We start from the raw sequence: 22,968 nt of genomic DNA, 5'->3' as shown, positions 1-22,968 counted from the left end.
CCAAAAAAAGAATAGCACGGTGACCACAACATCCAATTGATATCAGGGATCAAGATGAAAAAAAAACTTATTGTCATGCTGTTAGCCAGCCTCTCCGTTCACGCCGCTTCCGTTTCCGCCAGAACATTACATTTTGGCACCTCCGCCACCTATGCGCCCTATGAGTTTGTCGATGCCGATAATAAAATTGTTGGTTTCGATATTGATGTCGCCAACGCGGTCTGCAAAGAGATGCAAGCGGAGTGCTCATTCACTAACCAGAGCTTTGATAGTCTGATCCCCAGCCTACGCTTCAAAAAGTTTGATGCGGTGATCGCCGGTATGGATATGACGCCCAAACGTGAACAGCAGGTCTCCTTTAGCCAACCCTATTACGAAGGTCTATCGGCGGTAGTCGTCACGCGTAAAGGGGCTTATCACACTTTTGCCGATCTGAAAGGCAAAAAAGTCGGTCTGGAAAACGGTACAACGCATCAGCGCTATTTGCAGGATAAACAACAAGCCATCACGCCTGTCGCCTATGACAGCTATCTAAACGCCTTTACCGATCTGAAAAATAACCGTCTTGAGGGCGTGTTTGGCGATGTCGCCGCGATTGGTAAGTGGCTAAAAAACAATCCGGATTACGCCATCATGGATGAACGCGCCAGCGATCCTGACTACTACGGAAAAGGGTTAGGCATTGCGGTACGCAAAGGCAACGACGCGCTATTGCAAGAAATTAATGCCGCGCTCGACAAGGTGAAAGCATCGCCGGAATATGCGCAAATGCAAGAGAAATGGTTTACGCAGTAATTCAGTGGTGGGAGATCTGCCGGATGAGACGCTCTGGCGTTGCCATCCGGCATGTTACGCCTCACAGCTTAATGAAATGCTCGCGGTAGTAAGCCAGCTCCGCCACCGACTCGCGAATATCATCCATCGCCTGGTGCGTGCCCTGCTTGGTAAAGCCGGCCAGAATCTCCGGCTTCCAGCGGCGCGCCAGTTCCTTGAGCGTACTGACATCCAGATAGCGATAGTGGAAGTAGGCCTCCAGTTCCGGCATATATTTAAACAGAAAACGACGATCCTGACCGATGCTGTTACCGCAAATCGGCGACTTACCCGCAGGCACCCACGTTTTCAGAAATTCAATCGTCGCCAGTTCAGCGTCTCGTTCGCCCATCGTACTTGCCTTAACGCGATCTACCAGGCCGCTGCCGGTATGGGTGCGCACGTTCCAGTCATCCATTAACGCCAGTTGCGCATCGGATTGATGTACCGCAATCGTCGGCCCTTCCGCCAGAATGTTCAGGCTGGCATCCGTCACCAGCGTGGCTATCTCAATAATGCGATCGCGCTCGGGGTCCAGACCTGTCATCTCCAGATCGATCCAAATCAGGTTGTTTTCATCGGCACTCATGCTATTTTCCACCCTTCAGAGGTCACATTCACTGTGACTATATTCATCTACAATTGCGTGTATCATAGATGTTTTGCCCACTATGGGCGACCAGGAGCCAGTACGATTGAGCAAAAATAAACTCTCCAAAGGCCAGCAGCGCCGTGTGAACGCCAATCACCAGCGTCGTTTAAAAACGTCCGCGGAGAAAGCCGACTACGATGACAACCTGTTTGGCGAGCCTGCAGAAGGTATCGTCATTAGCCGTTTTGGTATGCATGCCGATGTGGAGTCTGCTGACGGCGAGGTTCACCGTTGCAATATCCGCCGCACTATCCGTTCGCTGGTGACGGGCGATCGCGTCGTCTGGCGTCCGGGCAAAGCCGCCGCAGAGGGCGTCAACGTAAAAGGCATCGTTGAAGCGGTGCATGAGCGCACCTCGGTATTGACGCGCCCGGACTTCTACGACGGCGTGAAGCCTATTGCCGCCAACATTGACCAAATCGTTATCGTCTCCGCGATTTTGCCGGAGCTGTCGCTGAATATCATCGATCGCTATCTGGTCGGCTGTGAAACCCTACAGGTTGAGCCGCTTATCGTACTCAATAAAATTGATCTGCTGGACGACGAAGGTATGGACTTCGTTAATGAGCAGATGGATATCTACCGCAATATCGGCTATCGCGTGCTGATGGTCTCCAGCCATACGCAGGATGGTCTGAAACCGCTGGAAGAGGCGTTAACCGGTCGTATCAGTATTTTTGCCGGGCAGTCCGGCGTCGGAAAATCCAGTCTGCTAAACGCTCTGCTCGGCTTACAGAACGAGATTCTGACGAACGATGTGTCGAATGTCTCCGGTCTGGGTCAACATACCACTACCGCTGCTCGTCTGTATCATTTCCCGCATGGCGGCGATGTCATTGATTCCCCCGGCGTGCGCGAGTTCGGCTTATGGCATCTGGAGCCGGAACAAATCACCCAGGGCTTTGTCGAATTTCATGACTATTTGGGACATTGCAAATACCGGGACTGCAAGCATGACGCCGATCCAGGCTGCGCCATTCGCGAAGCGGTAGAGAACGGCGCTATTGCGGAAACCCGTTTCGAAAATTATCACCGAATTCTTGAAAGTATGGCGCAGGTAAAAACGCGTAAAAACTTTTCTGATACGGACGACTGACAGATACGCTAGGCGTCGTTAGAATCGTCCCCTTTTTTCAGGATACCGGTATAACTGCCGGTTCAGGAACAACAATGGCCTGGAGGCTACCTTGTTAAACTCATTTAAACTTTCGCTACAATACATTCTGCCGAAACTATGGCTCACTCGCCTGGCGGGCTGGGGCGCAAGCAAACGAGCAGGATGGCTGACAAAACTGGTTATCGATCTCTTCGTAAAGTATTACAAAGTCGATATGACCGAGGCGCAAAAACCGGATACCGCCAGCTATCGTACGTTCAATGATTTCTTTGTTCGTCCGCTGCGTGATGACGTGCGTCCGCTCAATACCGATCCTAACATCCTGGTGATGCCTGCTGACGGCGTGATAAGCCAGTTGGGTCGTATCGAAGAAGATAAAATTTTACAGGCCAAAGGCCATAATTACAGCCTTGAAGCGTTGCTGGCGGGTAACTACCTGATGGCGGATAAGTTCCGCAACGGCACGTTTGTGACCACTTACCTCTCCCCTCGCGACTACCATCGCGTGCATATGCCATGCAACGGCATCCTGCGCGAAATGATCTACGTACCGGGCGATCTGTTCTCCGTTAACCATCTGACCGCGCAAAACGTCCCCAACCTGTTTGCCCGCAACGAGCGCGTTATCTGCCTGTTTGATACCGAGTTCGGCCCTATGGCGCAGATTCTGGTCGGCGCAACTATTGTCGGCAGTATCGAAACCGTCTGGGCGGGGACCATTACCCCGCCGCGCGAAGGCATCATCAAGCGCTGGACCTGGCCAGAAGGCGAACATGAAGGGTCTGTCGCCTTGTTGAAAGGCCAGGAGATGGGACGCTTTAAACTGGGTTCCACGGTCATCAACTTATTTGCGCCGGGGAAAGTGAATCTGATCGCGTCGCTGGCAAGCCTGTCCGTTACCAAAATTGGCCAACCGCTGGCGACGTCGACCGAAACATTCGTCGCGCCGGAGGTAGAACCTGCTCCGCTGCCGGCAGAAGAAATTAAAGCCGAACACGACGCCAGCCCGCTGGTTGACAATAAAAAAGACGACACCTAATCAAGAGAGAATGCTGACGTGCGCCTGATTATCGCTTTTCTGATGGCCTGGTGCCTCAGCACGGGGGCGTTCGCCGCAACGGCCCCCGACGCCAAACAAATCACGCAGGAACTGGAGCAGGCAAAAGCGGCGAAGCCCGCTCAGCCGGAAGCCGTTGAGGCGCTCCAGACTGCGTTAAACGCGCTTGAAGAGCGAAAAGGCTCGCTTGAGCGCGCGAAACAATATCAACACGTTATTGATAACTTCCCTAAGCTATCCGCCACCTTGCGCGCCCAGTTGAATAATCTGCGCGATGAACCTCGCAGCGTACCGCCAGAGATGTCCACCGAAGCGTTAAATCAGGAGATCTTGCAGGTTAGCAGCCAGCTACTGGATAAAACCCGCGAGGCGCAACAGGAGCAGGAGCGCGTCAGGGAGATCGCCGACTCGCTCAGCCAGCTTCCCCAACTGCAAAACGACGCCCGCCGCCAGCTTAATGAGATTGAGCGACGGCTCGGCGCCGCAGGCGGAAGTGCCGCGCTTAGCCAGGCGCAAAGTCTCAGTATGCAGGCGGAGTCCGCCAAACTAAAAGCGTTAGTCGACGAACTGGAGTTGGCGCAACTGTCCGCCAACAACCGGCAGGAACTGGCTCGTCTGCGTTCCGAGCTGGCGGAAAAACAGAGTCAGCAATTGGATGCGTATCTTCAGGCGCTGCGCAATCAGCTCAATAGCCTGCGCCAACGTGAAGCGGAACGCGCGCTGGAAAGCACTGAGCTGCTGGCGGAAAACAGCGCCGGTTTGCCGGAAGGCATCGTCGAACAATTTAAAGTCAACCGCGAGCTGTCACAGGCGCTTAATCAACAAGCGCAGCGGATGGATCTGGTCGCCTCGCAGCAGCGACAGGCCACCAGCCAAACGTTACAGGTGCGCCAGGCGCTCAATACGCTGCGGGAGCAGTCGCAATGGCTTGGCGTGTCCAACATGCTTGGCGAAGCGCTGCGCGCGCAGGTCGCCCGTCTGCCTGAGATGCCTAAGCCGCAGCAGCTTGATACGGAAATGGCGCAGCTACGCGTCCACCGTATGCGCTATGAAGAGTTACTCAATAAGCAACCGCAGCTACGGCAAATACGTCAGGCCAATGGACAGCCGCTGACCGCCGAGCAAAACCAGATTCTTGACGCCCAGCTTCGCACTCAGCGCGAGCTGCTCAACTCGTTGTTACAGGGCGGCGATACGCTGATCCTGGAGCTGACCAAACTGAAAGTCTCCAACAGCCAACTGGAGGACGCGCTTAAAGAGGTTAATGAAGCGACCCACCGTTATCTGTTCTGGACCGCTGACGTTAGCCCGCTATCGCTCTCCTGGCCTGTTGATTTGGTTCAGGATTTACGCCGGCTTATCTCATTAGATACGTTTAATCAGTTAGGTAAAGCCAGCATCATGATGCTGACCAGCAAAGAGACGCTACTGCCGTTATTCGGCGCGCTGGCGCTGGTCGGGTTTAGCCTCTATTCACGTCAACACTTCAACCGGTTCCTTGAGCGCTCGGCCTCGCGCGTCGGGAAAGTCACCCAGGATCACTTCTCGCTGACGCTGCGAACGGTGTTCTGGTCGATTCTGGTCGCCTCGCCGCTGCCGGTCTTGTGGGCGACGCTCGGCTATGGTCTACAGGAAGCCTGGCCGTATCCGCTGGCCGTCGCCATCGGCGATGGCGTGACGGCGACAGTACCGCTGTTGTGGGTAGTCATGATTTGCGCCGCTTTTGCCCGCCCTAATGGTCTGTTTGTGGCGCATTTCGGCTGGCCGCGAAACCGGGTAGCGAAAGCGATGCGCTACTACCTGATGAGCATTGGGCTGATCGTGCCGCTCATTATGGCAGTGATCATGTTTGATAATCTTAACGATCGGGAGTTTTCCGGCTCGTTGGGCCGCCTTTGCTTCATCCTGATATGCGGCGCGCTGGCGCTGGTCACGCTGAGTCTGAAAAAAGCAGGCATCCCGCTCTATCTTGATAAAGAAGGCAACGGCGACAACATGGTCAACAGCCTGCTGTGGAATATGTTGATGGGCGCGCCGCTTATCGCGATTCTGGCGGCGGCGGTGGGTTATCTGGCCACGGCGCAGGCGCTACTGGCGAGACTGGAAACCTCGGTCGCTATCTGGTTCCTGTTGCTGGTCATTTATCACGTCATTCGCCGCTGGATGCTGATCCAACGACGCCGACTGGCTTTTGACCGCGCCAAACATCGTCGGGCGGAAATGCTGGCGCAGCGCGCGCGCGGCGAAGAAGAACCGGCGCACTCCTCCAGCCTGGAAGGCGCGGTCGACATCGATGAAAGTGAAATCGATCTTGACGCTATTAGCGCTCAGTCGCTGCGTCTGGTCCGCTCAATTCTGATGCTTATCGCCCTGCTATCGGTAATTGTACTGTGGTCGGAAATCCACTCGGCATTCGGCTTCCTGGAGAATATTTCGCTGTGGGATGTCACCTCTACGGTGCAAGGCGTGGAAAGCCTGGAGCCAATTACTCTGGGGGCGGTGCTCATTGCGATTCTGGTCTTTATCATCACCACGCAGTTGGTGCGTAATCTGCCTGCGCTGCTGGAACTGGCGTTATTACAGCATCTCGATTTAACGCCTGGTACCGGTTACGCCATCACGACCATCACCAAATATCTGTTAATGCTAATTGGCGGGCTGGTCGGTTTCTCGATGATCGGCATTGAGTGGTCGAAGCTACAATGGCTGGTGGCCGCGCTCGGCGTTGGGCTTGGTTTTGGCCTGCAAGAAATTTTCGCTAACTTTATCTCCGGCCTGATTATTTTGTTTGAAAAGCCGATTCGTATCGGCGATACGGTGACCATTCGCGATCTCACCGGCAGCGTGACCAAAATCAATACCCGCGCCACCACCATCAGTGACTGGGATCGTAAAGAGATTATCGTGCCGAATAAAGCCTTTATCACCGAACAGTTTATCAACTGGTCGCTATCTGACTCCGTTACGCGCGTGGTGTTAACCATCCCGGCACCGGCGGATGCCAATAGCGAAGAGGTGACGCAAATTCTGCTGACGGCGGCGCAGCGCTGTTCTTTGGTGCTTGATAACCCACCGCCTGAAATCTTTCTGGTGGATCTCCAGCAGGGTATTCAGATTTTCGAACTGCGTATCTATGCCGCGGAAATGGGACACCGTATGCCATTACGCCATGAGATCCACCAATTGATTCTGGCTGGCTTCCGCGAACACGGTATTGATATGCCGTTCCCGCCGTTCCAGATGCGTCTGGAGAGTCTCGGAGGTAAACAAACGGGGAGAACGTTAACGTCAGCGGGTAAAACCAGCCGCCCGGCGGGGAGTTTGTAAACGCAATGGCGCCGGATGACGCTAAAAGACTCGATGACATAGGCTTATCAGGTCTTTTAGCATAGATCACACACAAAACTGATAGCGCAGGAAGAATTGCCAGGACCAGTAAGCAAATATCACCAACGCGACACAGTACAAAAACCAACTACGTATTTTCTTATACACAGTAACGTAAAAAAACGGGAAAAACAGGGGCAGCGTCATCATCGCGCCAAAACCTCTGGAATCATCATTTTCGACAGTTCTCATCACATCACAAATGTTGTTTATCCCACTCTCGCCAATCATCCACTCTTTATCCAGGACTGAAAATACCGCGATGAGTGGGATAGCCAGTAAAAGCCAGATAGCGCACAATGCAAACATTTTCGGACTCATTATAAATATCCTTTTCATAAAGCCGATGAGCTAACGCTATCCGGACAAAGATTACTCCGCCGCCCACTCCGGATCAGCGCTCATGCGGCTGCTGTAATTCTGATAAATCGCCATCGCCAGCAGCGAGAAGAAGATCGGCCCACCGATCATCCACAAGGCGCTGTCCCAATCCCCAGCTTCAATCACCGGCTGGATGATGGTAAAGACGTTGGCAAACGTCACCACCAGCACCACAACACCCGTCGCGACCAGGGTAGAGGCTTTGGTTTTAAAGAGAACAAATGGCCGCTCCAGATCCTGACGCGCTTTAAAGAAGGGAAATGCCAGCGCAAGGAACAGGTATGGCAAGGTCATTGAGACGTTCGCCATCAGCGTGAGTTTGTTATAAAACGCCGATGCGGTGTCACCGCCAAAAGAGACCAGCAAAATAAACAGACTCACCAGCACGCACTGTAGCCACATAGCGGTCGCCGGCATACCGTTAGCGTTCAGTGTCGTCATCGGCGCGGGCCACAACGCTTTTGGCGTCCCCTGAATAATGGCTTTCAGCGGTGAATAGCTCAACGTAAAAAACGCGCCGGTATAAGCCAGAAACATAGAAAGGCCGGTGATACGCGCAAACCAGACGCCCACCGTCATCGCAGCTTCCGGAGAAAGGTTTAACGCGTTACCTAATGTCGTGCCTAAACTCGACATCAAAATGTAGGTGATATTCCCTAAGTTAACGGCGCTATTACTTAATATCTGTTGCCAGTTAGTGCTGACGCCCCATAAAAAGATCGCCAAAGAATAACCAATTGAAATCACAATAGCCGCGAAAACAATACCTTTCGCAAAATTCTTTTCCGGTTTCTCGGTTTTATCCACCAGTCCGCCGACAGCCTCAATACCGCCGTAAGCAAAAATAGCAAATACCACAAATGACAACATTGCCAGGCCGGAGTGATAACCCGGATTCGGTGACGAGGTAAAATTAATTTCTTGTGCAAAATGCCCACCATTTAATAACAAAATAGCGACACTCACTAACAATAAAACTAAATTAAGACACATTACGGCAATACCTCCGACCGCCGTAATTCGCGCAATTTTATTGATACCTCTGGCGGCGACACACGTCACCAGAATCATCCAGCCAACGGCGAGCAGCCCGACAACCTGCGTAGGCTCAAGCCCCGCAATACGCCAGTGCTGCGTCATATCGGCGCCAAAAACAAAAGTAGAAAACGGTACCCAAATTTTTGCCGCCGTACTTACCATCCATATGACATACGATGAAAACCACATAAACGTGCCGATAAACGCGTAACGTGGCCCCACGCTATTATTCATCCACGAATAGATCCCGCCCTCTTCTTTGCGATAAGCGGAACCCATTTCAGCCATCATTAAGGCGAATGGAATAAAAAACAGCAAGGCAGAAAATATATACCACGGGATTGCGCTATACCCCATTAAATAAAATGCCGACGGGCTATTCGCAAAACCAAAAACAGAAGTAAAAATCATCAGGATAAGCCCAATAAGGCTCATCTTTTTTATCGTGTGGGTCATTCAACCATCCCTTACGCTCGAGCGCGTTTGCCAGACGCCGCTCACCGATTGACGCCGCCTTCTTTTTTACAAAGGTCAGCGATAAAAAAATCAACACAGGATTGATACCTAAATGGCATCAAAGTTCCAGCCTTATGTTGTGGCAAACAGAGGATAATTGAAAAAATATGCTACAAAATGGCGCTTATTGCGCCATTTTATCTCGCGAAAGAGTGAATTTCAGATTTACGCCCGATCGACCGTAAAAGCAATCACGTCCGCCAGGCTTTCTGCTCCCAGCGCCAGCATCACCAGACGATCAACACCCAGCGCCACGCCGGAACAATCCGGTAGACCGGCGGCCAGAGCATCCAGCAGATTTTGGTCAATCGGCTGCTGCGGCAGACCGCGAGCGGCGCGCTTACGATTGTCCTGTTCAAAGCGCTGTTGTTGCTCACGTGCGTCCGTCAGTTCGTGGAAACCATTCGCCAGCTCAATACCTTTGTAGTACACCTCAAAGCGCTCGGCGACGCGATGATCCTCGGTACTGATTTGTGCCAGCGATGCCTGACTGGCCGGAAAGTGATAAATAAAGGTCGGCTTTTCTTTACCTATATGCGGCTCAACCCCCATCGTGAACAACAGTTGCAGCAACGTATCACGGTCTTCTTCCGTATCGGCGATATTGCTTAAATCAAGCTTTGCCGCCGCCTCACGCAGTTGCGTTTTATCTGCTGATAACGGGTCAATCTCCAGATGGCGCTGAAACGCCTGTTGATAGGAGAGACTTTCCGCAGGTTGACAATCCAGCACTTGCTGAAGCAAATCATCCACTTCATTCATCAGGCGGTACATATCGTAATGCGGGCGATACCACTCCAGCATAGTGAATTCCGGATTATGATGTCGTCCCATCTCTTCATTACGGAAACTGCGGCATAGCTGGAAAACCGGGCCGCACCCTGCCGCCAGCAGGCGTTTCATATGGTATTCCGGACTGGTCATTAAATAGAGGTTGATCCCCTGGGAATGGCCAGGTCCGACGAAACGCGTTTCGAACGGGAACAGATGAATGTCTGTGACCGTCGCCTGACTCATGCAGGGCGTCTCAACCTCAAGCACTCCACGATCGGCAAAGAAACGACGGATTTCCGCCATAATCGCCGCACGTTTTAATAAATTGGGGATGGACGCGCTCGGCTGCCAGGTTGCCGTTTCGCTCATGATTCTTTCTCCAGTTTAAGACAAGGTCACGAAGTCTACTCGCAACGCGCGGGCGAAACAAATTTTGCGCAGGCGTATCGGGCGCCTTCTGGAGGGTAAAAAAAGTGATTTCAGATGGTTTAGTAATTAAATTAATCAAAATCAATGATAATTCATCCCTCTGATACGCTAAAAAAATCGAACACGTCAAATTTCCCTCACATCCCTGAGACTATACTGTTGTACCCATAAAGGAGCAGTGGAAACGCATTCATACTTCGCAGAACCCAGAGGCTTTATCTGGCTGCGCGAGGGTGAAATTACAATAATCTGGAGGAATGTCGTGCAAACCTTTCAAGCCGATCTTGCCATTATAGGCGCCGGTGGCGCGGGATTACGTGCTGCAATTGCTGCCGCACAGGCGAATCCCAATGCTAAAATCGCACTGATCTCAAAAGTGTACCCGATGCGCAGCCACACCGTCGCTGCCGAAGGGGGTTCAGCCGCTGTCGCCCAGGATCATGACAGCTTTGACTACCATTTTCACGATACGGTAGCAGGCGGAGACTGGCTGTGTGAGCAGGATGTCGTGGATTACTTTGTCCACCATTGTCCCACTGAGATGACGCAGCTGGAGCAATGGGGCTGCCCGTGGAGCCGCCGTCCGGACGGTAGCGTTAACGTGCGTCGCTTCGGTGGTATGAAAATCGAGCGTACCTGGTTCGCCGCGGATAAAACCGGCTTCCATATGCTGCATACCCTGTTCCAGACTTCCCTGCAGTTCCCACAAATCCAGCGCTTTGACGAACATTTCGTGCTGGATATTCTGGTTGATGACAACCATGCGCGCGGCCTGGTGGCAATGAACATGATGGAAGGCACGCTGGTGCAAATCCGTGCCAACGCCGTGGTCATGGCGACAGGCGGCGCAGGCCGCGTATACCGCTATAACACCAATGGCGGCATCGTCACCGGCGACGGGATGGGCATGGCGCTGAGCCACGGCGTTCCGCTGCGTGATATGGAATTCGTTCAGTATCACCCGACCGGCCTGCCAGGTTCCGGTATCCTGATGACCGAAGGTTGCCGCGGCGAAGGCGGTATTCTGGTCAATAAAAATGGCTACCGTTACCTGCAAGACTACGGCATGGGCCCCGAAACGCCGCTGGGCGAGCCGAAAAACAAATATATGGAACTGGGGCCACGCGACAAAGTATCCCAGGCTTTCTGGCACGAATGGCGTAAAGGCAACACCATCTCCACGCCGCGCGGCGATGTGGTTCACCTCGACCTGCGTCATCTCGGCGAGAAGAAACTGCATGAACGTCTGCCGTTCATTTGCGAACTGGCGAAAGCCTATGTCGGCGTCGATCCGGTTAAAGAACCGATTCCAGTACGTCCGACCGCGCACTACACCATGGGCGGCATTGAAACCGACCAGAACTGTGAAAGCCGTGTCAAAGGGCTGTTTGCCGTTGGCGAATGCTCCTCTGTTGGCCTGCATGGCGCGAACCGCCTCGGTTCCAACTCACTGGCGGAACTGGTGGTGTTTGGTCGTCTGGCTGGCGAACAAGCAATGGAACGCGCTGCTACGGCAGGCGCCGCAAATAGCGCCGCGCTCGACGCCCAGGTTGCCGATATTGAACAGCGTCTGAAAAATCTGGTGAACCAGGAAGGCAACGAAAACTGGTCGAAGATCCGCGATGAGATGGGTCTGTCTATGGAAGAAGGTTGCGGTATTTACCGTACCCCGGAACTGATGCAGAAAACCGTTGATAAACTGGCCGAGCTTCAGGAACGTTTCAAGCGCGTACGTATCTCCGATACTTCCAGCGTGTTCAACACTGACCTGCTGTATACCATCGAACTGGGTCATGGTCTGAACGTGGCGGAATGTATGGCGCACTCTGCGCTGGCGCGTAAAGAGTCCCGCGGCGCGCATCAGCGTCTGGATGAAGGCTGTACCGAGCGCGACGATGTGAACTTCCTCAAGCACACCCTCGCCTTCCGCGATGCTGATGGCACGACCCGTCTGGAATACAGCGACGTGAAAATCACCACCCTGCCGCCAGCCAAACGTGTTTACGGCGGTGAAGCGGAAGCAGCCGATAAGAAGGAGAAGGCGAATGGCTGAGATGAAAAACCTGAAAGTTGAGGTGGTGCGCTATAACCCGGAAACCGATACCGCGCCGCACAGTGCTTTCTATGAAGTTCCTTATGATGAAACAACATCGCTACTGGACGCGTTGGGCTACATCAAAGATAACCTGTCGCCAGACCTGAGCTACCGCTGGTCCTGCCGTATGGCGATCTGCGGCTCTTGCGGCATGATGGTCAACAACGTCCCTAAACTGGCGTGTAAAACCTTCCTGCGCGATTACACCAACGGTATGAAGGTGGAAGCGCTGGCGAACTTCCCGATTGAGCGCGATCTGGTTGTCGATATGACGCACTTTATCGAAAGCCTGGAAGCGATCAAACCGTACATTATTGGCAACTCTCGCACGCCAGATCAGGGGCCGAATGTCCAGACCCCGGCGCAAATGGCGAAGTATCACCAGTTCTCCGGTTGCATCAACTGTGGTCTGTGCTATGCCGCGTGCCCGCAGTTCGGTCTGAATCCTGAGTTTATCGGACCGGCTGCGATTACGCTGGCGCATCGCTATAACGAAGATAGCCGCGATCACGGTAAGAAGGAGCGTATGGCGCAGTTGAACAGTCCGAACGGCGTATGGACCTGTACTTTCGTGGGCTACTGCTCCGAAGTCTGTCCAAAACATGTCGATCCGGCTGCGGCCATTCAGCAGGGTAAAGTGGAAAGCTCGAAAGACTTTCTTATCGCCACCCTGAAACCACGCTAAGGAGTGCAACATGACGACTAAACGCAAACCCTATGTGCGGCCGATGACGTCCACCTGGTGGAAAAAACTGCCGTTTTATCGCTTTTATATGCTGCGCGAAGGCACAGCGGTGCCGGCAGTCTGGTTCAGTATTGAACTGATTTTCGGTCTGTTTGCGCTCAAACACGGCGCGGAATCCTGGATGGGATTCGTCGGCTTTTTACAAAACCCGGTGGTAGTGATCTTAAACCTGATCACCCTGGCGGCCGCGCTGCTGCACACCAAAACTTGGTTTGAACTGGCGCCGAAGGCGGCCAATATCATTGTAAAAGACGAAAAAATGGGGCCAGAGCCAATCATCAAAGGGCTTTGGGTGGTCACTGCGGTAGTCACCGTAGTCATTCTGTATGTTGCCCTGTTCTGGTAAGGAGTCCCGGATGATTAATCCAAACCCAAAACGTTCTGATGAACCCGTATTCTGGGGACTGTTTGGCGCAGGCGGTATGTGGGGCGCGATCATCGCGCCGGTGATCGTGCTACTGGTTGGCATCATGCTGCCGCTGGGGCTATTTCCGGGCGATGCCCTGAGTTTTGAGCGCGTACTGACGTTCGCCCAAAGCTTTATTGGTCGTGTTTTTCTGTTCCTGATGATCGTGCTGCCGCTATGGTGTGGCCTACACCGTATGCACCACGCGATGCATGACCTGAAAATCCACGTGCCTGCGGGCAAATGGGTCTTCTACGGTCTGGCGGCAATCCTGACCGTTGTGACGGCGATTGGCGTTATCACTCTCTAAGTTGCCACGACGCCCTCTTATCTACCCGATAAGAGGGCGTTTTTTCTTTTCCTGCCTCTCATTTTCCCGCCAGGTTCTACACTTAGAAAAAACACTGGAAGGAAAATTTTATGCGCATTCTGCCCGTCGTTGCTGCAGTTACGGCTGCATTTCTGGTTGTCGCCTGTAGTTCGCCTACTCCGCCTAAAGGCGTTACCGTGGTAAATAACTTTGATGCCAAACGTTACCTCGGCACCTGGTATGAGATCGCACGCCTCGATCATCGATTTGAACGTGGACTGGAACAAGTCACGGCCACCTATAGTCTGCGTGACGATGGCGGGATTAATGTCATCAATAAAGGCTATAACCCGGAGCGGGGAATGTGGCAAAAAACAGAAGGCAAAGCGTATTTTACCGGTAGTCCAAACCGCGCCGCGCTCAAGGTCTCTTTTTTCGGCCCGTTCTACGGCGGCTATAACGTGATAGCGCTTGACCGGGAATACCGTCATGCGCTGGTGTGCGGCCCGGATCGCGACTATCTGTGGATACTCTCTCGCACGCCAACGCTTTCTGAGGAAATAAAACAGCAAATGCTGGCCGTCGCGACCCGGGAGGGGTTTGACGTCAATAAATTAATTTGGGTAAAACAATCAGGTTCGTAGCAATATCAGCGACGAATTAATGCGCACTGAGTTTTAGCCCAATGATACCCGCGACGATCAAGCCAAGACTGAGCAAACGCGCCGGTGAGGCAGACTCGCCCAGCAGAAGGATACCGGTGATTGCCGCCCCGACGGCGCCGATGCCGGTCCAGATGGCGTACGCCGTTCCAACGGGCAGCGTTTTCATTGCCCAGGAAAGTAACGCCATACTGATAACCATGGCCGTAATGGTGATGATACTGGGGGTCAGACGAGAAAAACCGTGGGTATACTTCAGGCCGACAGCCCATACCACTTCAAGTAAACCAGCGATTAATAGAATGATCCAGGACATAGCAGGCTCCAGATAATTAATGGGGCCGTCCCCGGTGAGAATAGCGTTTACAGGTCGTCCTGTAACGTATACGGATGAAAAGCCATTCTTGCCTGAGAGAAAATGAATTTCAACCTTTTTATTTTTTTCCGTCTAAAGGCGGGAATTGGCCCTTTTAAGCCGCGTAGTTTTCGCATTTAGCGCCCACAGGAGTTCTCTATGATGGAACGCCTTCTGGGAAAGAAAGTGCTTTATCTACTTCCGGGTGCAAAAAACTATGTTGAAAATTTTAGTGATAGACCGATGCCACTTTACCCGTACGGGCATGGAGGCCTGGCTTAATCACACTGATGTGCTCAGTTCTTCACTGCTGGTATCCGGGATGAATAACCTTATACTGGCGAAAGAACATATTCTGCAATGGAAGCCCCATCTGGTTATCGCTGATTTATATGGTTTTCTCAACGATGCCTTACCCGAGCAGCCTATCAATGCATTTTTTGCCGCCTGCAGGATGACGCCGTTGGTATTATTACAGTCAGGGAATATGCCGTACAGACCGCAATATGCCAGTCATGCGGTGTTATCTAAACACACGCCTTTACATGAGCTTGCACAACGAATTAAAGGAGCGCTATATACTCATCCACTGCAGGAAGCGCCGGAAAGCGCCACGCCATTGCTCTCTCCGCAGGAGGAAAAAGTGCTCGCGATGTGGACGGAAGGCACCAGCAATAAAGAGATTGCGTATGCGCTTGGCATTCACGGGAAAACGGTTTACACCTATAAGCGTAATATCCGTATGAAACTTCATATGGATAACCGGTATTCTCCCTTTCTTATGCTTCCGGAGAAAATCGATTAACGGTACGACGCCATGCCGTACCGTTGATGATTACTGCTGAGCTCTGGTTGCAGCGCCAGAGATCGCACTACCACCGTCCGAGATGTCCTCGCCCACGCCGCGCGTGGTATTACAAGCAGTTAATACAGTGGAAAGTACCAAAACAGAAAAGATCGCTGCAATTGTCTTTTTAACCATAATGTCTTCCTTTTCTAGCCAATGTTGTTTGTGTATAGCAACTTAATAATAGACAACATCCCAGAAAATGACGGGCGATCGACTAATTTTAGGAAGACGAGAAGCGATTAGCTGGCTGCGCGGGAGATGGCGTGGCCAAGATGCTGAATATCTTCGCCGAAGCCGCGGGCGGTATTACATGCCGTTAATAATGTGCCGGTAAGAAGAACCAGCGCGACAAGGCCGATAAAGCGTTTCATCATTGATGGCGCGAAAAAAAGGATGGCGCAGCATACGCTGCACCATTTTTCCCGATAACGTAAATTATTTTACGCGGGATACGTATTCGCCGGAACGGGTATCGACTTTGATCACTTCGCCAATCTGCACGAACAGCGGAACTTTAACCACTGCGCCAGTAGACAGCGTGGCTGGTTTGCCGCCAGTACCTGCGGTATCGCCCTTCAGACCTGGGTCGGTATCAACAATTTCCAGTTCAACAAAGTTCGGCGGAGTGACAGAGATAGGCTGACCGTTCCACAGGGTCACGATGCATTCCGCCTGATCCAACAGCCATTTTGCGTTGTCGCCGATAGCCTTGGCATCTGCAGACAGCTGCTCGAAGGTTTCGTTGTTCATGAAATGCCAGAACTCACCGTCGTTGTACAGGTAAGTCAGGTTCATATCGACTACATCCGCGCCTTCTGCGGAATCGGTCGATTTGAAGGTTTTCTCAACGCGCGTGCCGGTCAGCAGACGGCGCAGCTTAACGCGGGCAAACGCCTGGCCTTTACCCGGTTTCACGAATTCACTGGATTCAACCGCATAAGGTTCGCCATCCAACATGATTTTAAGACCGGAACGAAAATCGTTGCTATAGTAAGTCGCCATAAGGCCCTCTGAAATTGTTAACTGGTAGCTAAGCCACAAAATGGCGCATATTGTAACCCTAAATACCCCATTGCGAGAAGATTGGTTAGCGCAACTTGCCGATGTTGTGACCAATCCCGACGAACTGCTGCATCTTTTACAGATTGAAGCTAATGAAAACCTCCGGGCAGGACAGGACGCCAGGCGCTTGTTTGCCCTCCGCGTGCCGCGCGCTTTTATTGCGCGCATGGAGAAGGGCAACCCTGACGATCCTCTTTTACGTCAAGTGCTGACGTCCCGGGATGAATTTATTGTCGCCCCCGGTTTCTCCACCGACCCGCTGGAAGAGCAACACAGCGTGGTGCCAGGATTATTGCATAAATACCAAAACCGGGCGCTATTGCTGGTAAAAGGCGGATGTGCGGTAAATTGCCGCTACTGTTTCCGTCGTCACTTCCCATATGCGGAGAATCAAGGCAATAAGCGCAACTGGACAGTCGCGCTGGAGTATATCGCCGCACACCCGGAACTGGATGAGATCATCTTTTCCGGCGGCGATCCGCTGATGGCGAAAGATCATGAGCTGGACTGGCTGCTCACGCAACTGGAAGCCATTAAGCACGTCAAGCGGCTACGCATCCACAGTCGGTTGCCTATCGTCATCCCGGCACGCATTACTGACGAACTGGTCGCCCGCTTTGACCAGTCACGTCTGCAAATTTTGTTGGTGAACCATATCAACCACGCTAATGAAGTGGACGAGGCGTTCTGCCTGGCGATGAAGAAACTGCGCCAAGTGGGCGTCACGCTTCTCAACCAGAGTGTCCTGCTGCGTGGCGTGAATGATAACGCGCGAACGCTGGCGAATCTGAGCAACGCGCTATTTGACGCTGGCGTGATGCCCTATTACCTGCATGTGCTGGATAAAGTGCAGGGCGCCGCGCATTTTATGGTCACCGATGACGAAGCCCGGCAAATCATGCGCGAACTGCTCACGCTGGTATCCGGCTATATGGTGCCAAGACTGGCGCGTGAAATCGGCGGCGAACCGAGCAAAACACCGCTGGATTTACAGCTTCGGCAGTGCTAATCCTCGCGGGCGCGTCAGGGACGACGAAAAATATTACCGCGCAATATTACGAGGAGATTCCCCCGCGATTCTCCTCACCCTCTGGCGAGGATAAACTAACCTTCGTTAAATACACCTTTCCGGTCCTCTCTTTTCAATAAAGTCCGTTTTAGGACTCGCTTAGCGTGTACTGCATTTTCGAATTATACTGGTTCTCCTTTTTATAGGACGGCATAAACAATTTATATATCAAATACATTGCAGTAAAACATTTAATTATTTTATATTTGTGGAGAATTGACATGGCCTTAACGATTAAGGGACTAAATACCGGCGTTATTCGTCACAATGATAAGTTTATCGCGCTGGCGCTTAAGGTGAAGTCACTGAGAAATAAAGAAACACTGCTTTTCTTTCCTGTGCTCGCGCTGCGAGACTTGTTGATCGGCCTTGAACACCGGCTTTATCTACAACACTCGCTTCCGGAACAAGAGCAGGAAAAACGCCAGAAAGCTAAAAGCAGTCATGTGCTTAAAATGCATGAGAATATTCCGGCAATACTCCGTGAAGAGCTGGAAAACGCCGATGTTAATCAGCGTGTTGAATCTTTAGCGTTGAGCGATAATACAGAAAAAGTATTAACCTTTACGTTAAAGCTGCACAATGGTAGCCATCTTGATTTACAGGTCGGTGAGTGGCAGGTTGAAGTTCTGGTGATGGCTATTATTCACGCCATTAATAATGCCGAAATGCGTGAGCTCGCATTGCGTATTTCTTCAATGCTGGACTTTTTACCATTATACGATGCTGACTGCCTGGAAAACGGTAATATCGAATTCGATACCTATAACCAGCCTGACTGGAAACATAATCTGTATAACCATTATTTAGCGCTCGTTTATCGTTATACGGATGAGGCAGGACAATCGCATGATTGCGGCACCATCATTAAGACCCGTAGTCAGTCAGGCTCTAAAGAAGCTGAAGCGATATCACGCCGCTTGCTGAATTTCAGCCCGCGTCTTAAAAAGCTGGAAGGAAAACCGTGTAAGGTTTTTGTCAGAACGCTTGGAACCGGTAAAGCAGCGCGTCTGACGCAAGATCAATGCATGCGCGCGTTGCATAATCTACGCATGGCGTCATCGCAGGAAAAACGCTAACCATATCGCCCTCTGAATCTTTCAGAGGGCGTTACGATTCAGACATATCAGTTCGGACATTTATAAACCTGGCCGTTCATCTCGCTGGCCGTCGGGACAAAACTGGACAACATGCCCTGCGACGGACTACTTACGCCATACAGCACGTTTCCACCCATCGCGGCCGCCTGATTACGCAGATCGTTCGCTGCGCCACGCATTGAGCCACCCTCTTCGCCGTGCTGGCCTGAAAACCAGTTACTCTGTTTACCGGTTGCCGTACCAATAAGCTGGCATTCCGCGCCTGGCTTATCTTCGACAAAGCGTACATTTTGGCCGGCAGCGGTGAGTTCGTTGCTGGAGCTACAACCCGCCATCAGCAGCGCGGCGCCAACGATCCCTGCTAAATATTTCACGTGCATGTTATTCCCCATAATCAATGAGCTGGACGTTTTGTCCGTATCTGAATCTTATACTAAAAAGATGACTAAAAGAAAAACCCCCGGTCATTTCTGCCCGGGGGTTTCTCAATTCTGGGAGATAAGCACCCAAATCATTCTGGTTGCAGGAAGGCGGCCAGTTTGTTAATCCCCAGTCACTTACTCAAGTAAGTGACTGGGGTTAGCCAACGCATCTGCAGCCTGAAGGATGCAGGGGGTGGGCAATTACATCATGCCGCCCATACCACCCATACCACCCATGCCGCCAGCAGCGCCTAAATCAGGAGCATCGCTTTTCGGCAGGTCGGTCACCATGCACTCGGTAGTGATCATCAGACCAGCCACAGAAGCCGCATACTGCAGCGCAGAACGGGTAACTTTGGTTGGGTCCAGGATACCCATATCGATCATGTTGCCGTATTCTTCAGTTGCTGCGTTGTAACCGTAGTTACCGTCGCCGCCTTTAACGGTGTTAGCGACAACAGACGGCTCTTCGCCGCAGTTCAGCACGATCTGACGCAGCGGAGCTTCCATTGCGCGCAGCGCAACTTTGATACCCACGTTCTGGTCTTCGTTCTGGCCTTTCAGGTCAGCAATTTTAGAAGCAACGCGGATCAGCGCAACGCCACCACCAGCAACCACGCCTTCTTCTACCGCAGCACGGGTCGCGTGCAGGGCATCTTCAACGCGGGCTTTCTTCTCTTTCATTTCAACTTCGGTCGCAGCGCCAACTTTGATTACCGCAACGCCGCCTGCCAGTTTCGCTACGCGCTCCTGCAGTTTTTCACGATCGTAGTCGGAGGTCGCTTCTTCAATCTGCTGACGGATCTGAGCAACACGGCCCTGGATGGCAGCTTCTTCACCCACGCCATCGATGATGGTGGTGGTGTCTTTGTTGATCACAACACGTTTCGCCTGACCCAGGTCTTCCAGGGTGGCTTTTTCCAGCTCCATACCGATCTCTTCAGAGATTACGGTACCGCCGGTCAGGGTAGCGATATCCTGCAGCATCGCTTTACGACGATCGCCGAAGCCTGGTGCCTTAACAGCAGCCACTTTCACGATGCCACGCATGGTGTTAACAACCAGGGTAGCCAGCGCTTCGCCTTCAACATCTTCAGCGATGATCAGCAGCGGTTTGCCTGCTTTTGCAACGGCTTCCAGAACCGGCAGCATTTCGCGGATGTTGGAGATTTTCTTATCAGCCAGCAGGATGAACGGGCTTTCCAGCTCTACTGCGCCAGTTTCCGGCTTGTTGATGAAGTAAGGAGACAGGTAGCCGCGGTCAAACTGCATACCTTCAACCACGTCCAGTTCATCCTGCAGACCGGTACCGTCTTCAACGGTGATGACGCCTTCTTTACCGACTTTATCCATCGCTTCCGCGATCAGTTTACCTACGGTTTCGTCGGAGTTAGCGGAGATAGTACCTACTTGAGCAATCGCTTTAGAGTCGGAGCACGGTACAGACAGCGCCTTCAGCTCTTCAACCGCAGCAGCAACCGCTTTGTCGATACCACGTTTCAGGTCCATCGGGTTCATGCCCGCAGCAACGGCTTTCAGGCCTTCGGTAATGATGGACTGCGCCAGTACGGTCGCGGTGGTGGTACCGTCGCCTGCAGCGTCGTTCGCTTTAGAGGCAACTTCTTTCACCATCTGCGCGCCCATGTTTTCAAACTTGTCTTCCAGTTCGATTTCACGCGCTACGGAAACACCATCTTTAGTGATAGTCGGCGCACCGAAAGATTTATCCAGAACCACGTTACGGCCTTTCGGACCGAGGGTGACTTTCACTGCATCTGCCAGTACGTTTACGCCGCGCAGCATTTTCACACGAGCGTCGTTACCGAATTTTACGTCTTTAGCTGCCATTTTCTCTTTCCCTTAAATTCGTATGTTCAGTGTCGTTCGCGGATTACGCTTCAACAATTGCCAGAATGTCGCTTTCAGACATGATCAACACTTCTTCATTGTCGATCTTTTCAGATTTCACACCGTAGCCATCGTTAAAAATAACGATGTCGCCAACTTTCACGTCCAGCGGCTGTACAGTACCGTTGTCCAGGATGCGACCCTTACCGACAGCGATGATTTCGCCACGAGTTGATTTACCCGCTGCGGAACCGGTCAGTACGATGCCGCCAGCAGATTTGGACTCAACTTCTTTACGTTTGACGATCACACGATCATGTAACGGACGAATACTCATTGATAGCTCTCCTTTGAGAAAGTCATTATCAGTTATGGGTGACGCCGGCCCGTAAACGGTTTCCCGGCTGGTGACCAGAGAGATGGGGATGGGGTTTTGCCCCTTCAAGGGGGGAGATGAAAAAAAATTCTTCTGAGCGAAAAAAGCGGTAAAAACGCTACTTATCTCACGTTTACCCAAGGTTTAGAACATCCTGCTATAAGAAAAGGCGTGTGTGATACGCTTAAAAATGCCTGTCGTCACCTGACGTTACAATGCCGCCGGATAATGAGCTGATGAATGAACTAAAAAAAGAGCTTGGGTTGGTTCAGGGCGTTATCTTGTTAACCACATCATTATTAGGGACTGGCGTTTTTGCGCTTCCGGAGCTGGCTGCGCTGGCGGCAGGCGACATCAGCCTTTGGGCATGGCCGCTGCTCATTATTTTGATTTTCCCTATTGCGATTGTCTTTGCTGTGCTGGGGCGTCATTTTCCACACGCTGGCGGCGTAGCGCATTTTGTCGGGATGGCATTTGGCCCGCGTCTGCAACGGGTGATCAGTTGGCTGTTTTTATCAGTCATTCCTGTTAGTTTTCCCGCAGCCTTGCATATTGCGGTGGGTTTCGGCCAGGCGCTGTTTGGCTGGCAAAGCGAACAGCTCTTATTTGGGGAGCTGGGTACTCTAGGTTTGCTATGGTTTATGGGATCGCGCGGCGCCAGCTCCAGCGCCAACCTGCAAGCCATTATCGCTGGATTAATTATCGCGCTTATTGCCGCCATTCTGTGGAAAGGCGCGATTAAACCTGCAGATATCACCTTCCCAGCCGCAAACGAAATCACCTTTTCCCGGCTGTGTACCGTCATGGCGATCATGTTCTGGGGGTTTGTGGGAATTGAGGCGTTTACGCATTTGTCGTCTGAATTTAAAAATCCTGAACGTGATTTTCCGCGCGCATTGATCATTGGCCTGATGCTGGCCGGCACCATTTATTGGGCCTGTACCGCCGTGGTGCTGCATTTTGGCGTCTATAGCGACAAGATAGCGGCAACAGCCTCGCTACCGCTTATTATTGTTCATCTCTTCGGTATCCAGGCGTTGTGGGTAGCCTGCATTATTGGTTACCTCACCTGCTTTGCCAGCCTGAATGTGTATGCTCAGAGTTTTGCGCGTCTGATATGGACGCAAATGCAATATCAGCCCGATCACTATCTGGCTCAACTCTCTCCCGGGCGCCTTCCCTTGCACGCGTTAAACGTTATTCTGGTCTGTTGTTGCGTGAGTTCCCTGGTCGTCTACGCCCTGAAGATTAACCTCAATGCACTGATCGTCTATGCTAACGGTATTTTTATTATGCTCTATCTGCTTTGTATGCTGGCGGGCTGTCGACTGTTGAAAGGGCGTTGCTATGCACTGGCGGTGACGGGTTGTCTACTGTGCCTGTTATTGCTGGCAATGCTGGGGTGGAAAAGCTTATATGCCATTATCATGCTGGCTGCATTATGGCTGTTTTTACCGAAGCGAAAACGCATGGCGTAAGACGCATCCGCTGGCCGGATAGCGCC

General features: G+C 52.1%; 24 protein-coding genes. 13 read left to right on the top strand and 11 right to left on the bottom strand.

What is annotated here, in order from left to right; genetic code table 11:
* The first annotated feature begins 54 nt into the window (after positions 1-54).
* Positions 55-795 (top strand): arginine ABC transporter substrate-binding protein, encoded by a 741-nt coding sequence (locus ABVN36_RS00485; protein WP_000727897.1) that lies wholly within the window; start codon positions 55-57, stop codon positions 793-795.
* A 61-nt stretch (positions 796-856) separates the two neighbouring features.
* On the opposite strand, the gene orn is transcribed toward ABVN36_RS00485, so the two are convergent.
* Positions 857-1,402, bottom strand: coding sequence for an oligoribonuclease (gene orn, locus ABVN36_RS00480; RefSeq protein WP_001271546.1), 546 nt, complete (start codon positions 1,400-1,402; stop codon positions 857-859).
* Between the two features lie 106 nt (positions 1,403-1,508).
* Here orn and rsgA point away from each other — a divergent pair, with 106 nt between their 5' ends.
* The 3 genes from rsgA to mscM all read left to right on the top strand — a co-directional run bounded on the left by rsgA (position 1,509) and on the right by mscM (position 6,966).
* A complete protein-coding gene (rsgA, locus tag ABVN36_RS00475; protein WP_000041945.1) occupies positions 1,509-2,561 on the top strand; it encodes a small ribosomal subunit biogenesis GTPase RsgA in 1,053 nt (350 codons plus the stop codon).
* A 91-nt stretch (positions 2,562-2,652) separates the two neighbouring features.
* Complete coding sequence (asd, locus tag ABVN36_RS00470) at positions 2,653-3,621, top strand: archaetidylserine decarboxylase (RefSeq protein WP_000934949.1); 969 nt, start codon at positions 2,653-2,655, stop codon at positions 3,619-3,621.
* 18 nt (positions 3,622-3,639) lie between these two features.
* Positions 3,640-6,966 carry a miniconductance mechanosensitive channel MscM gene (gene mscM, locus ABVN36_RS00465; protein ID WP_023138397.1) on the top strand — a complete coding sequence of 1,109 codons (3,327 nt, stop codon included), beginning with the start codon at positions 3,640-3,642 and terminating at the stop codon, positions 6,964-6,966.
* A gap of 66 nt (positions 6,967-7,032) precedes the next feature.
* On the opposite strand, the gene ABVN36_RS00460 is transcribed toward mscM, so the two are convergent.
* The 3 genes from ABVN36_RS00460 to epmA form a co-directional block, all read right to left on the bottom strand.
* Complete coding sequence (locus ABVN36_RS00460; protein ID WP_000074661.1) at positions 7,033-7,347, bottom strand: YjeO family protein; 315 nt, start codon at positions 7,345-7,347, stop codon at positions 7,033-7,035.
* A 51-nt stretch (positions 7,348-7,398) separates the two neighbouring features.
* A complete protein-coding gene (gene yjeM / locus ABVN36_RS00455; protein WP_000149876.1) occupies positions 7,399-8,901 on the bottom strand; it encodes a glutamate/gamma-aminobutyrate family transporter YjeM in 1,503 nt (500 codons plus the stop codon).
* A gap of 225 nt (positions 8,902-9,126) precedes the next feature.
* The gene (epmA, locus tag ABVN36_RS00450) at positions 9,127-10,104 is read right to left on the bottom strand and encodes an elongation factor P--(R)-beta-lysine ligase (RefSeq protein WP_000004794.1); all 978 of its coding nucleotides are present in this window, start codon (positions 10,102-10,104) and stop codon (positions 9,127-9,129) included.
* A gap of 322 nt (positions 10,105-10,426) precedes the next feature.
* Between epmA and frdA the strand changes: the two genes are divergently transcribed.
* The 5 genes from frdA to ABVN36_RS00425 all read left to right on the top strand — a co-directional run bounded on the left by frdA (position 10,427) and on the right by ABVN36_RS00425 (position 14,364).
* Positions 10,427-12,217 (top strand): fumarate reductase (quinol) flavoprotein subunit, encoded by a 1,791-nt coding sequence (gene frdA, locus ABVN36_RS00445; protein WP_001192954.1) that lies wholly within the window; start codon positions 10,427-10,429, stop codon positions 12,215-12,217.
* Positions 12,210-12,944: a fumarate reductase iron-sulfur protein gene (frdB, locus tag ABVN36_RS00440; RefSeq protein ID WP_000829509.1), complete on the top strand. Its 735-nt coding sequence runs from the start codon at positions 12,210-12,212 to the stop codon at positions 12,942-12,944. Before frdA ends, frdB begins: the two co-directional genes overlap by 8 nt.
* A gap of 10 nt (positions 12,945-12,954) precedes the next feature.
* A complete protein-coding gene (gene frdC / locus ABVN36_RS00435) occupies positions 12,955-13,350 on the top strand; it encodes a fumarate reductase subunit FrdC (protein WP_000208749.1) in 396 nt (131 codons plus the stop codon).
* Between the two features lie 10 nt (positions 13,351-13,360).
* Positions 13,361-13,720, top strand: a complete 360-nt coding sequence (gene frdD / locus ABVN36_RS00430) for a fumarate reductase subunit FrdD (protein WP_000609650.1) — start codon at positions 13,361-13,363, stop codon at positions 13,718-13,720.
* Positions 13,721-13,830: 110 nt separating this feature from the next.
* Positions 13,831-14,364 carry a lipocalin family protein gene (locus ABVN36_RS00425; protein WP_001221673.1) on the top strand — a complete coding sequence of 178 codons (534 nt, stop codon included), beginning with the start codon at positions 13,831-13,833 and terminating at the stop codon, positions 14,362-14,364.
* Positions 14,365-14,380: 16 nt separating this feature from the next.
* Here the strand turns inward: ABVN36_RS00425 and sugE are convergent, their stop codons facing one another.
* Positions 14,381-14,698 carry a quaternary ammonium compound efflux SMR transporter SugE gene (sugE, locus tag ABVN36_RS00420; protein ID WP_000118469.1) on the bottom strand — a complete coding sequence of 106 codons (318 nt, stop codon included), beginning with the start codon at positions 14,696-14,698 and terminating at the stop codon, positions 14,381-14,383.
* 256 nt (positions 14,699-14,954) lie between these two features.
* Between sugE and ABVN36_RS00415 the strand changes: the two genes are divergently transcribed.
* Positions 14,955-15,542, top strand: coding sequence for a LuxR C-terminal-related transcriptional regulator (locus ABVN36_RS00415; RefSeq protein ID WP_000912959.1), 588 nt, complete (start codon positions 14,955-14,957; stop codon positions 15,540-15,542).
* A gap of 30 nt (positions 15,543-15,572) precedes the next feature.
* On the opposite strand, the gene ecnB is transcribed toward ABVN36_RS00415, so the two are convergent.
* From ecnB to efp, 3 genes are all read right to left on the bottom strand, one after another.
* On the bottom strand, positions 15,573-15,719 hold the full coding sequence (gene ecnB, locus ABVN36_RS00410; RefSeq protein WP_000239598.1) for a lipoprotein toxin entericidin B: 147 nt from the start codon (positions 15,717-15,719) through the stop codon (positions 15,573-15,575).
* A 107-nt stretch (positions 15,720-15,826) separates the two neighbouring features.
* Complete coding sequence (locus ABVN36_RS00405) at positions 15,827-15,961, bottom strand: entericidin A/B family lipoprotein (RefSeq protein WP_000977686.1); 135 nt, start codon at positions 15,959-15,961, stop codon at positions 15,827-15,829.
* Positions 15,962-16,022: 61 nt separating this feature from the next.
* Positions 16,023-16,589: an elongation factor P gene (efp, locus tag ABVN36_RS00400; protein ID WP_000257282.1), complete on the bottom strand. Its 567-nt coding sequence runs from the start codon at positions 16,587-16,589 to the stop codon at positions 16,023-16,025.
* A gap of 40 nt (positions 16,590-16,629) precedes the next feature.
* On the opposite strand from efp, the gene epmB reads away from it, so the two are divergent.
* Entirely contained in the window at positions 16,630-17,658 is a 1,029-nt protein-coding gene (gene epmB, locus ABVN36_RS00395) for an EF-P beta-lysylation protein EpmB (protein WP_023138399.1), read from the top strand.
* A gap of 281 nt (positions 17,659-17,939) precedes the next feature.
* Complete coding sequence (locus ABVN36_RS00390) at positions 17,940-18,797, top strand: YjeJ family protein (protein WP_001229227.1); 858 nt, start codon at positions 17,940-17,942, stop codon at positions 18,795-18,797.
* 47 nt (positions 18,798-18,844) lie between these two features.
* On the opposite strand, the gene ABVN36_RS00385 is transcribed toward ABVN36_RS00390, so the two are convergent.
* The 3 genes from ABVN36_RS00385 to ABVN36_RS00375 all read right to left on the bottom strand — a co-directional run bounded on the left by ABVN36_RS00385 (position 18,845) and on the right by ABVN36_RS00375 (position 21,425).
* A complete protein-coding gene (locus ABVN36_RS00385) occupies positions 18,845-19,198 on the bottom strand; it encodes a DUF4156 domain-containing protein (protein WP_000558210.1) in 354 nt (117 codons plus the stop codon).
* Between the two features lie 243 nt (positions 19,199-19,441).
* Positions 19,442-21,088 carry a chaperonin GroEL gene (gene groL / locus ABVN36_RS00380; RefSeq protein WP_000729126.1) on the bottom strand — a complete coding sequence of 549 codons (1,647 nt, stop codon included), beginning with the start codon at positions 21,086-21,088 and terminating at the stop codon, positions 19,442-19,444.
* 43 nt (positions 21,089-21,131) lie between these two features.
* On the bottom strand, positions 21,132-21,425 hold the full coding sequence (locus tag ABVN36_RS00375) for a co-chaperone GroES (RefSeq protein ID WP_000027827.1): 294 nt from the start codon (positions 21,423-21,425) through the stop codon (positions 21,132-21,134).
* A gap of 275 nt (positions 21,426-21,700) precedes the next feature.
* Between ABVN36_RS00375 and yjeH the strand changes: the two genes are divergently transcribed.
* On the top strand, positions 21,701-22,942 hold the full coding sequence (gene yjeH, locus ABVN36_RS00370) for an L-methionine/branched-chain amino acid transporter (RefSeq protein ID WP_050901243.1): 1,242 nt from the start codon (positions 21,701-21,703) through the stop codon (positions 22,940-22,942).
* Positions 22,943-22,968: the final 26 nt, after the last annotated feature.

Origin of the sequence: Salmonella sp. SJTUF15581, assembly GCF_043356775.1 — a bacterium.
GTDB lineage: Bacteria > Pseudomonadota > Gammaproteobacteria > Enterobacterales > Enterobacteriaceae > Salmonella > Salmonella enterica.
The sequence above is the reverse complement of the archived record's forward strand: the minus strand, read 5'-3'. Positions and strand labels throughout refer to the sequence as shown.